General features: G+C 37.6%; 13 protein-coding genes. 12 read left to right on the forward strand and 1 reads right to left on the reverse strand.

Translation table 11 applies throughout. The annotated features are described in order from the left end of the window. A partial coding sequence (locus AC1DOS_RS13275; protein ID WP_477537895.1) for a helix-turn-helix domain-containing protein occupies positions 1-185 on the reverse strand: 185 nt, incomplete at its 3' end. A 323-nt stretch (positions 186-508) separates the two neighbouring features. On the opposite strand from AC1DOS_RS13275, the gene AC1DOS_RS13280 reads away from it, so the two are divergent. From AC1DOS_RS13280 to AC1DOS_RS13335, 12 genes are all read left to right on the forward strand, one after another. Then, positions 509-1,453 carry a replication initiator protein A gene (locus tag AC1DOS_RS13280; protein WP_477537896.1) on the forward strand — a complete coding sequence of 315 codons (945 nt, stop codon included), beginning with the start codon at positions 509-511 and terminating at the stop codon, positions 1,451-1,453. A 222-nt stretch (positions 1,454-1,675) separates the two neighbouring features. Further along, entirely contained in the window at positions 1,676-1,900 is a 225-nt protein-coding gene (locus AC1DOS_RS13285; protein WP_108587780.1) for a hypothetical protein, read from the forward strand. A 20-nt stretch (positions 1,901-1,920) separates the two neighbouring features. Next, complete coding sequence (locus AC1DOS_RS13290; protein ID WP_477537897.1) at positions 1,921-2,955, forward strand: TrsD; 1,035 nt, start codon at positions 1,921-1,923, stop codon at positions 2,953-2,955. 12 nt (positions 2,956-2,967) lie between these two features. Continuing rightward, positions 2,968-4,839: a VirB4 family type IV secretion system protein gene (locus AC1DOS_RS13295; protein ID WP_477537898.1), complete on the forward strand. Its 1,872-nt coding sequence runs from the start codon at positions 2,968-2,970 to the stop codon at positions 4,837-4,839. 152 nt (positions 4,840-4,991) lie between these two features. Then, on the forward strand, positions 4,992-5,555 hold the full coding sequence (locus AC1DOS_RS13300) for a M23 family metallopeptidase (RefSeq protein ID WP_477537899.1): 564 nt from the start codon (positions 4,992-4,994) through the stop codon (positions 5,553-5,555). Between the two features lie 15 nt (positions 5,556-5,570). Further along, complete coding sequence (locus tag AC1DOS_RS13305) at positions 5,571-6,122, forward strand: hypothetical protein (protein ID WP_477537900.1); 552 nt, start codon at positions 5,571-5,573, stop codon at positions 6,120-6,122. A 68-nt stretch (positions 6,123-6,190) separates the two neighbouring features. Beyond that, positions 6,191-6,403: a hypothetical protein gene (locus AC1DOS_RS13310; RefSeq protein ID WP_477537901.1), complete on the forward strand. Its 213-nt coding sequence runs from the start codon at positions 6,191-6,193 to the stop codon at positions 6,401-6,403. Further along, positions 6,400-7,425: a conjugal transfer protein TrbL family protein gene (locus AC1DOS_RS13315; RefSeq protein ID WP_477537902.1), complete on the forward strand. Its 1,026-nt coding sequence runs from the start codon at positions 6,400-6,402 to the stop codon at positions 7,423-7,425. The genes AC1DOS_RS13310 and AC1DOS_RS13315 overlap by 4 nt, the downstream gene beginning before the upstream one ends. A 14-nt stretch (positions 7,426-7,439) precedes the next feature. Beyond that, positions 7,440-8,171 (forward strand): hypothetical protein, encoded by a 732-nt coding sequence (locus AC1DOS_RS13320; protein ID WP_477537903.1) that lies wholly within the window; start codon positions 7,440-7,442, stop codon positions 8,169-8,171. A gap of 38 nt (positions 8,172-8,209) precedes the next feature. Next, positions 8,210-9,754 carry a hypothetical protein gene (locus AC1DOS_RS13325; protein ID WP_477537904.1) on the forward strand — a complete coding sequence of 515 codons (1,545 nt, stop codon included), beginning with the start codon at positions 8,210-8,212 and terminating at the stop codon, positions 9,752-9,754. 12 nt (positions 9,755-9,766) lie between these two features. Then, positions 9,767-10,015 (forward strand): AbrB/MazE/SpoVT family DNA-binding domain-containing protein, encoded by a 249-nt coding sequence (locus AC1DOS_RS13330; protein WP_108587771.1) that lies wholly within the window; start codon positions 9,767-9,769, stop codon positions 10,013-10,015. A gap of 427 nt (positions 10,016-10,442) precedes the next feature. Then, positions 10,443-11,075, forward strand: coding sequence for a LysE family translocator (locus tag AC1DOS_RS13335; protein WP_477537905.1), 633 nt, complete (start codon positions 10,443-10,445; stop codon positions 11,073-11,075). Positions 11,076-11,236 lie beyond the last annotated feature (161 nt).

Consider the following 11,236-nt stretch of genomic DNA (forward strand, 5'->3'; position numbering starts at 1 on the left):
GCATTACAGTAATGAATGATCCAACCAATACTGGGATTGGATTTGGCGTTTTCAACTAAGGAAATACTCGCTGCGTGTAGTGTACTTATTTTTTCAATTTGTTGGAGGGTTAACTTTTTTTCTTTTCGGATTTCTTTTAGGGCGTTACCTATTTTTTGATAAATATCCGATTTGTTTTGAGTCATATTGGAAAATCCTTTCAAAAATCATTATGCATTTAATGGATGTGGGTGGTATACTGAACCTAAATTTTTATATATATATCAAAAAATCAAAAAATCTCTACTCACTTCGTTATTGAACAGTTTGGCGAACAGCAATAACGAAGTATATGGGTAGAGAAATTCCAAAGAAATTCATGTAAATGATGTGTTTAGTATAGCACTTGGATGGGCGATTGTGAACCTTTGTTCATTAGGTAACATTGCCTCAATGAGATCCATCATGAATAAGTATTTTCTTCTTTGGAGTTTCTGGTGTATCAACAAACTCGAAAGGAGATTTTTATATGGCCAATAAGTTTCGTGTTCAAGAAGAAGTAGGAGAGCGTTTTTATCGCTTACCGAAAATTTTTTTCACCAGTGATTTCTATAAGAAAATGAGCAATGATGCGAAGATCGCTTTTGCACTCTTACAAGATCGTCTAGAACTTTCGATTCGTAATCAGTGGTTTGATGATGATGGATATATTTATTTTCTCTTTGGAAATGAGCAATTAAGTGAGATTTTAAATTGCAGCAAACCGACTGTTATCAAAATAAAAAAAGAGCTACAAAAGGCTGAATTGCTTGAAGAGAAACGAATGGGATTGTCTCAATGTAATCGGCTTTATTTATTGAAACCACAGGTGACGAATGAAGATATGATGGCGATTCAATTTTCAGGTGATAAACCTTCATCCTTAGAGCCGCATAGGAAGTTAAAAAATTTAACTTCAAGAAATCAAAATTCTTTACTTCAAGAAGTTAAAAATTTTAACACTAATGATACTGACCTTAGTGATACTGACTTTAAAGAGACTGATTATCTTATCAATCAAGGAATTGACGAAATAGAGATGCCAACAGTGTTAAAAGAAGTGATGATTAAACATAAAGAGCGATTGATGGATGATGAAATTAAGGTACGGGATATTGTGAATCATTATTTCGGACATGCATCTATTTTGACCGATTATCAATATGCAGATGCACTTCAATACTCACTTGAACGGACGCCAGGTAAGATTAAAAGCATAACGGCTCGATTGACGAAAGCAGTAGAAGACAAGAAAGAATGGTTATCGATACAAGGACAAAAGGGCATCTACCAGAAGAAAGAAGAAACGGTGCCAGACTGGTTAATTGAGCAGCAACAAAAACGAAAAACACATTCTGTTGATGAACAGACGGAAGAATTAACACCAGAATTYATGGAAAAAAGAGAACAGTTATTAGCTAAGTTGAGAAGTTAATTCTTCTCAACTTTTATTATTTTTTATATATAAATCAAAATTTATTTCTTTGATAAATGAGTTATCTCGAAATAAAGTCTCTTGAATTCAAAATAACATAGGAACTTATTGACTAGTTAGAAAAGGAAAAAAGAACTACCAAAAATATGGATATTACACTTGCCTTTATTATGGCAATTCTGTTAAAGTGGATGAAATACAAGATTTTAGGAGGTGGAGGAAATGTTTGAGAGAATACAAGGGTTTTTAGATACGCTCTTTAGCGATATGCAAGGAACGTTTATTACCATCTTCGCCATTGGTTTACTTATTTGTGCAATTGGCGTGTGGGCAGGAGATGAACAATCTTCCCCCAAATTCAAGAACGGGATTAAATTATGTGTTTTAGGCGTGGTTCTATTCTTACTCGCTCGTCCGGTCATCGAGTATGTTCAAACGAATCTTTAATCTAGAAAGATGTGATAGCTATGCGTTCTGAAGGTTATTTTGAACGACAAGAACGATTACGAACTTCTGGAAAAGTCGAATTACCACTGAATATCGACACAAAGAAATATGTGTATGGCAATATCTCGTTTCAAGATGTGTTCGTCCTATCACCTTTTGTTTTGTTAGGTATCGTGATTTCGTATTCGTTATTCAGATTTGGATATCTGGATCAGAAATTAATGTTAATTGCCTTTACACCTACAATGCTGGTCGCCGTTTTTCAATTAACTAAACATCCAGTACGAAAAAATTTGTCACTTTTACAATACAAAGTGATTTGGAAACTACAAGCCAACATGAGAAAGAAAGAGTTTTATTACGCGAAAGGAGACTTGCCGATGAGTCGAAAGGATGGCGATACACGGACCGAACTAGGATTAGTGAACATTGCCAATGGCTGCATCGAATCGTCCAATCGCACGTTAATCAAAGTGCTAGAAGTATCCTCCGTGAATTTATCGTTGATGAATGAATTGTCAAAAGAACGCGTGCTTGAATCGTATCAATCGTTTTTGAATGATTCAGGGGAAAAACAAATTCAAATCATGCAGGTGGCACAACCCATAAATTTAACGAATTATCTGATGTGGTTTAATGACCAATTGGAGACCGATTCTTCCTATGCCAAACGGGTATTAAAAACCGGCTATTTCAATCAAATAGAACGGATTCAAAAATCAAAAAACATGGTGACACGAAAACGCTATGTGGTTATCTCGAGACCGATGACCAGTTCCGACAAGGACTATCTGAAGATTGATACGACAGCAAACATATTAAAATCAAAGCTTGAACAGATGTTAAGTGGATACGAAAAGCTCGGCGTGAACGTGTTGAATAACGATGAATTGCTGAGGTTTTACTATTCGTGCATCGATTTTGAAAATGCACAAGCCCAAGGCGAAAACATCATCAGCAAAACCAACGCCAGCGCAGATGTCATCATCGGTAAAAATACAGCCAAAGAATTGCTGAACTACTACAAGGATCAAATGAACAATCGATTTGAATAAGGAGGTGGCATGATGAACTGGCTCAAACAACTACTCCCAAGCCAAAAACAAGAATCGAACTTTGAAGAAACAGTAAGAGGCATGAATCAATCACTATTAACGGTCTTAGCGCCTGATAACATCACGGAATACGACTCTTATGTACGTGTAGGGGCTAATTACACTCGGTCATTACTCATTGTTGATTACGATCCGGTTCAAGACCAAAATAAAATCCAACAAGTCACGGAAATTCCTGAGAACGTATCCATCATCAATTATGTTCAGGAATACCATACAGGCGAAGTGCGTTCGCAGCTCGTCAAAAGCATCAAACAAAACCGCATGAAAATGAATACACGCTTTGCCGATGAAAATACCATGATTGACTCACAAGGGCAAATTGACAGTGCATCTGAAATGCTCAAAAATTTGGCGTATCGAAACGACAAAATCTTCTTATTCCACACGCTGATTCACTTAGTGGCGAGTTCTACGGATGAACTCGATCAATTAACCACCACAGTAAAAAGTAAATTCTCCAAAATTGGGATTATCCATAACCCAACGGACCGTGCCATCGATGCCTTCCGTTCCTTCCTGCCCCTGAATGAAAACAAGGTTGATGAGTTGACCTACAAGATGAGCAATTCCGAAGCCATTTCCTATTTCTTTCCCTTTCATGAAAATGAAATGTTTTCCCAAACTGGACTTATTAAAGGGCGAAACATGACGACAGGAAATGTCGTAATTGTCGATGATACGAAGTTATTGAATCGACATGAGTTTGTCATTGGGATTTCTGGTATTGGGAAATCTACGTATCTATTTGCCAACATGACGAACAAGCATATGCTCGGGCGTAAAATCATTACCATCGATCCTAAAGGTGAGTTTGGGCGCAATTACGCTGATTTAGGTGGGGCATGGGTGAAGTTCCAATTAAAAGGCGGGAATCGCATTAATCCGTTGGATCTGCCAAAAATCAGTGAGAAAGTGATTGTCGAAGAGACAGAGTTCGGCAATATTTTGTTAACGAAAATCTCCAATCTGTTAGTCATGTTTCGACTCATGTACAACAGCATGACGGACTTACAAGAAGAGATTTTAAGTGGCTATATCCAAAAGGTCTATGCAGAGAAAGGCATTACAGATGCGACCAATACAAGCGCATTAACCGCAACAGACTATCCAACCTTACAAGATTTATATGAACTCATTGGAAAAGACCAAAAAAAAGACCCTTACCTATTTGATACGGTACGGGATTTCTATACGACTCTCAAAACTTATGTAACGGGGATGTATTCGGAATTATTTAACGGTCACACCAACATCAGTATCGATAATGACCTGGTGTGTTACGACTTAAAAGAGATGAGTAATAACGAGAAGATTCAACGAATCTTGTTCTATAACATTCTCTCGCATACCACCTATGAGATTATGAGTGGCGACCGTGGGCCAAGTGAAATTTTTATTGATGAAGCCCACGTGATCGCGGATCCCAAAGTGCCAAAAGCAATGGAATTTATTTATTTTATGATGAAAGTGCTCCGTTCGTTCAATTGTGGCATTACAACGGCCTCTCAGTCGGTAGAAGACTTTTTATCTGCTCGAGATGAGAATCGAAACTACGGGAAAGCAATTATTACCCAATCCGTCCAACGTTTGTATTTGCCCATGAGTGAAGAAGAATTGAAATATTTAGAAGAAGAGCTCGGCAACACGTTTTCAAAAGGCGAACGAGAAACGCTCATTTTAAAAGATGGGAAGAAAAAAGAACAGGCAGGGAAAGGCATTTTCTACACCGGTTCCAAAAAAATTAAGCTGGAAGTCCAACTGAATGAAGTGACGGAAATGTTGTGGTTTGATCAGAAAAGCATTAACGACATCACGATTTAAAAGGAAGGGATGAGGAGATGAACGCAAAGGAGACCGCCAAGACACTAGGACATTTGCTTCTAACGAAGGTTTTCGTCAATCCTATCGGGTTAGTAGTCTTAGGGACCGCCCTCATCCTGACCCTTCATAACCGTATCATTAAAGATGGTTACGTGACCATCGTTGATTTAGGTTCGGTCTACGCGCCAATTGGTGCTGCGAACGACCCCACGAACTTAAACGCCCACTGGGTACCGACGATTTCGGCGATGGTCAGTTCACTTGGCGGGTTAACGATGAATTGCACGACCCAGTCTGGGGAATTTGCACAACCCATTCCGAATGTAAAAGTGAATTCCAATTACGGGGTCCGTATTCATCCCATCACAGGGGAGGTCAGTAACCATCAAGGTGTCGATTTAGCTTGTAGCAGTCCAGAACCCATTTACGCAGACAAGGAAGGGAAAGTCGTGTATGCGGAGTTTCCGAGCAGTCATCCAAATAATACGTACGGCAACATCATTGTCATTCAGCATAAAAACAATCTCTTTACGGCGTATGCGCATTTAAGTCGCATAGGCGTAAAGGTAGGGCAAGAAGTTCGACAGCTGGAGGTCATAGGACAATGTGGTTCTACTGGACGCTCGACAGGCGACCATCTTCATTTTGAGATTCATACAGGTCACAAGTTTGGAGCCCGACTCAATCCGATGTTGTATTTAAAAGAACCCGTGTAAAGGGAGAGATAGCCAATGGAAAATCGCTTGAAACTCGTGAATATTTTACTGATCATCCTTGTGGTGGCATTATCTCTCGTTCTTTTTAATGTAGTTGCAGCCAATCAAGACTTGAAACAAACAAATGCCGATTTTTCGAATGATGTCGAACAGACTAAAGCAACGCAAACAGAAGAAAAAGAAGTGTTTACTCAAACTGAACAGTTTCTAACAGATACCTTACAAGGCGGTTCGATTGACTACTTTACGGCACGTTATCGGAAAGAGGTGGAACAAACCCTGTCAGAAAATGAAACGTCTCAAGACGTGGATGTGAGTAAAATGAAGGAACTTGAGATTTATAACATTTCCGTTCGAAAGCAAGAAGACACCTACAAGGTATATGCGCTATACAAAGCGACCTTAACAGGGATTGACGATGAGTTTGTGAATCCTGGGGATCAACCACTCTTAATCTTGATGTCCACGATTACATGGATAAACGAAGACGGTGAACTAAAGGTAGATGCCCACGATTTGGAACCTCTCGTTTCGGGGGAACAGGTGATTCAAGAGATGGCTTCATAGTCAGCAGACAAAAAGGGATGTGAACAGAGATGACCATCTTACAAAGAATAGTCAGGATGCAACGAAGGGTGAATCAACTCTTTGAGACCATCATTGATCGGCTAGCCAAAAAGCAATTGGAGCAAGCAAGTCGCCAGTATGAATTGCAATATGACAAACCTCTTAGTAAGCAAGAAGTAATCGAAATCAAAAAAGGTGTGGTCTTGCGAGTCGGGTTCTTCGTGTGTATTCCAGTTGTCATTCTGTTACTGACCCTCATGAATGGAGGCGTTGGAGGATGAAGAAACACATCATGTTGGTGTTTGGTCTGTTGCTGTTATCCATGGTTATGGTGAATGGTGTAGAGGCTGCTGAAGGTGAATTTATGGAAGATACAATAAAGGATTATCGAAGTACTAATGGCGTTAAAGAGGCAGATGTTAAAAGAGCAGAAGGATATATGCAAAATGTTTTATATTTAGATAAATACGATCACGAAACGAATCAATTTAATTGTAAGTGGTATGAAGTCATGTGCCAGACAAATGGATTCTTATTTACGACGGTTAGTGGGTTTGTATTTGGAGCAATTGATAGCTTTGGGAAATTTCAAATAGATTCGTCAGTGATTACAGGGAATCCAGTCTACGAAGGGTATATGTTGAACTTTAAATCACTTGCATGGACGATGACGGCCATCTTTCTTGTTTGGCAGACCGTTAAAATAATTATTCTGTATTCAGCTAATGGTGATGAAGGAATGAATACACTTTATGAAAAAGTGGTTGCGGTCATAACGGGAGCTATACTACTCGGGATATATGGGGAATTGTTCGATTGGATATTAGAACTGACACATCTCCTGACTGAAACGATGTTAACGGATCCGGTTACACACTATAACATTATGCAGGTGTTAGCAGTAAATTCAGTTGGTTATGGCATCATCTTAATGTTAGTTGTATCGGCCATCTTATTTGTTTTCTTCATATCTATCTTGTATAGGACTGTACTATTTGTAGTTTTATATATTTCAGGCGTCATGGCCATTCCAACGATTGTAAATGACCAATACAATTTCTTTAGTCTATGGCTCAAAATCGTGGTCAGCAATATCTTGACGTTAACTCTACAATTGTTGTGTTTCGTTTTGGGTGTGAAAACGTTAATTAATTTACAAAATGGAAACTTTTTAATTGGAATGCTGTTTTTCATTGTTGGACTCTCCATTCCAACGTTATTGAGCCAATTTGGAGCATCTACAGGATCTGCGAGAGCAATGGGCTCTACAGTGAAATATGTGGCAAGGCATGCGAGAAGATAAAAGGAGTGATTGAAATGAAGAAATTAATAATATTGGGTGCAACTTTATCTGTAGTACTCATGCTAGGGGCTTGTAACAATGAAAAGGCTCAAAAGGAACCTGCAGATACAGATGTATTTACAGAAAAAGATGCTCAGATAGCAAATGAAATGGTTCAGTTGTTAGAAGAGAAAGCAAGTGAGTTTCAAACAAAAGCAACAGAAGCAATTGCAACTGGAGAAATTGAACAAGAAGACGGTCAATTGTCTGAACCGTTACAAGAGTTAGCAAAAGAAACTGTTCTTCAGCCATTTCTAGAAGAGTATCCTAACGGGATAATTGGAGAAGAAGGAGAATTAACTGTTTCTTTTGAAGCTACCGCATCAGAACCATGTCCACTAGGGAATTGTAAGTATGATGGTGTTGCAATTCCAGAGATTGATTTTGATGAAACTAATTACTTAACTTATACTTCTGAAATTTTTGGTGTTTCCCAATTAATCTTTCAGAATGTGAAAAGTAAATTTAATGTGGAAGATCAAGAATTGGAGAAAGCAGAATTACGTTTTGTGAAATCTGAAAACGGAGAACTTGTGATGACATCAAATCCTTTTATTTCCGGAAAAGTATTCTATTTAGACGAATTAGATGACGAGTTTAAAAAAATTAAATCTGACGTTCCAGAAAGTGAAGTAGAGGCAGAAGAAGATAAGTTTAAGCAGGAAGTTGAAGAAGAACTGTTATCTAATTATCCTAAACTTCAATAAAACCTCGATTAGTTAGAGATGAAAGGAATGATAAGAAAATGGTCATTCGAACGATTGCAAATAGGGTGGGGACATTTGAGATTGAAGGAAATACAATTTCCTATTTACAACCACTCTCGACGTTTAACACACAAGAGATGAATCAAGTGCAGAAATGGTATAAAGATAAGATGCAAACACTGCAAAAATCTGATCTGTATCTACCTGCAAGAGACATCTCCTTTCAATCTGGACAAGTCTGTTATACGTTTGATGTAACAGGTTTACAATCATTTAATGTATTAAAAAAGATGTATTTAGAAGATAAGCTGCCATACTACCTTTCGTTAATCCAACTGGCTAAAGAAAAACAAGTTCAGGTTCTGTGGGAAACGGAGAACCTGGTAATTGATGTAGAAGAAACATCGGTAAAAGCGCTGGTCATTGAACACCAAGCTTTTACGATTGAAAACGAGAAATCACGACTCAATGCAGTGAAAGAATTAATCATTATTTCGTTAACAAACTTACAACAGGTGTATGGTCGACCTAAACGTAATGACTTTTTTGAACAGAGCGAAGAAGTGATTCAATTTGCTGAAATGATTTATTTACGATTAGACTCACTAGATCATATGGCATCTTTCATTCAATCGTTGTACGATGAGATTGAAGAGCGAAAACAAAGAGAACAAGAAGAACTAGCGCAGCAATTAGCTAATAAAAAACGATTCTCCATTCCTAACCTTATTCCGTTTCAATTTCTTCAACAAAAATCCGAAAAACGTCCTGAAATGCGTAAGGATGTAGCGACTTCACTGACAAAACAAAAACCGATAAGTCAAAAAGAAAGCAAGATGCGTTTTTTGATTGGAACAGCGATTATTTTAGTTGGGGCGCTATTATTGAACATCCTTTTAACGAGCGCTAACAAGAATGCGGAGTCGTCTGAAAGACACTCAGCTTCACGGCAAGAAGAAACAGACGTAGAGAAAGTGTATTTGAATGGATTATTAGGAGATACCGAAGGAGTTATGAAGGTTCTGGAAGAAAGGGATTATGACCGTTTAAATAAAGATGAGACAAAGTTGTTGCATCAGCTCTGGATTAAACATGGTTTTTATGACAAGTACATGGCGAAAGATGAGCTAGCAGTCAGTCATTTAACTGAGTATATGACAGATCAGGATTTACCTGAAGAATTAGATCGGCTGCAAGTTATCTTGAAAGTAGCAAATCCACATATTGATTTTGCTAAAGGTGTACTTGCAAAAGAATGGAAAGAAGTCCTTGCGAATCGAGATTTAGTTGAACTAACAGAAGAACGGAAAACCCATATCATAACAGCATTTCTTAATGAAAAAGACATTGATGGAGCTAAGGCATTTGTCAGTGAAAAAGCACCAAAGGATGATGGATTGATGAATCRGGTATTAACAGCTGAGAAAAACCAAGTAGAGATGGCAGCGTTAGAAGAAGAAAAAGCACTTCTTCAAAAGACCATTGAAGAGAGTGAAGATGCAGATAAGGTCTCAACTGCAAAACAAAAAATGGGAACAGTTAAAAATGAGTTGGATAAATTAAAAAAGAGTAGTGGACTGTGAGGTGTATAGAGATTGCAAACAAAACGTATTGGAAAATTGGGGCGAATCTTATTGCCCAAAGATATTTTAGATCGCTTTCAATTAAAGGATGGCGATATGATTGATATTTCCTATAATGATACACAAATAATCATTGAGCCACATCGTCAATCCTATGTGTGTGCGATTACAGGTAAGATTTCAACTGAGGCAGTTAAAATTGGTGAGGCATGGATTAGTAAAGAAGGAATCAAGAAGTTAATTCAATATATGGATCAGTAAAAGCCTGAATTGCTTCAGGCTTTTTATTATGTGTGGCGTTCCTGTGATTCGCCATTTGTTTGAGTTTACAAGGTATTGAATTGTCGAAAAGAATAATTTTCCTAGGGGGAGTTATGAACAATAAGGGATAATGAAAAAGCCATAAGGCGTTGGCACAGATATGCGAAGAAATGGGTCAATCATATACCGAAGAAGGTGACATAAATCAGAAGTTAATGAACACCCCATATTTAAAGTGGTTTCTGAGGGTTAACTCTTTTATTAATGTTCGAGAACTCGTTGAACAAGTTCAGTAACCTATACGAAACTAAGTATAGGTACACGATTGATTATATTAGATTATTATAAAATATCAATTTTATTTCTACTTTACTATAATAGAGAGATGAGGGGCGTAAGAGTCTATTTTGGAAAGGAGAGCGATTTTTTGATTGAATTAGGAACATTAGGTGCTTTTGCTCTAGTATCGTTAGGGATGGTCTGTTCACCTGGTCCTAATATGATTTATTTAATATCTAGGACAATTACGCAAGGTAAAAGGGACGGGATTATTTCTCTTTTAGGAGTAATCACGGGTTTTTTGATTTATATAATCGCTACTATGTTGGGCTTATCCTTCTTGTTCGAATTAGTCCCAGTAATGTATGACATTATTAAATGGTTAGGTGTTATCTACTTGTTGTGGTTAGCATGGAATGCAATAAAACCAGGGGCAAGTTCAATTCTGGAGCCACAGCATTTAGCTGTAGAGTCACCAAAAAAACTATATGTTATGGGACTTATGACAAATTTGTTAAATCCGAAAATTGCAATCTTGTATGTTTCACTTTTACCTCAATTTATGGATCCTAATAGTGGTTCACTGCTTCTTCAAACTGCACAATTAGGAGCAGTGCAAATTTCTGTTAGTTTTGCTGTGAATTTACTAATTGTTTTATTTGCTGGGCGGGTCGCGGATTGGGTTGGAAGAAGACCTCTTTTGGTTAAAGTTCAAAGCTGGTTCATGGCATCTGTTTTAGGTGCCTTAGCAGTAAACTTAGCTTTTAATGAAAAAAAATAATCCTTTGAAGAGTGTTTTTTAGCTACTCTTGCTTTTATCACGAAAGAAATTTTTTTTATTTAACCTAACCCCAATCAGACAAGTAATAGCTTTGGTGAACTTGAAAATACAACTGCTTATCCTCTAGGGTAAGCAGGTTTTTTTATTTACTAGAGTAAACC

Source organism: Paenisporosarcina sp. P5_A11 (genome assembly GCF_056400705.1).

What these genes read in the sequence shown, in the direction of transcription:
- AC1DOS_RS13290 (WP_477537897.1), top strand. Translation starts at nt 1,921, where the DNA reads ATGCGTTCTGAAGGTTATTTTGAACGACAAGAACGATTACGAACTTCT.
- AC1DOS_RS13315 (WP_477537902.1), top strand. Translation starts at nt 6,400, where the DNA reads ATGAAGAAACACATCATGTTGGTGTTTGGTCTGTTGCTGTTATCCATG.
- AC1DOS_RS13285 (WP_108587780.1), top strand. Translation starts at nt 1,676, where the DNA reads ATGTTTGAGAGAATACAAGGGTTTTTAGATACGCTCTTTAGCGATATG.
- AC1DOS_RS13295 (WP_477537898.1), top strand. Translation starts at nt 2,968, where the DNA reads ATGAACTGGCTCAAACAACTACTCCCAAGCCAAAAACAAGAATCGAAC.
- AC1DOS_RS13305 (WP_477537900.1), top strand. Translation starts at nt 5,571, where the DNA reads ATGGAAAATCGCTTGAAACTCGTGAATATTTTACTGATCATCCTTGTG.
- AC1DOS_RS13320 (WP_477537903.1), top strand. Translation starts at nt 7,440, where the DNA reads ATGAAGAAATTAATAATATTGGGTGCAACTTTATCTGTAGTACTCATG.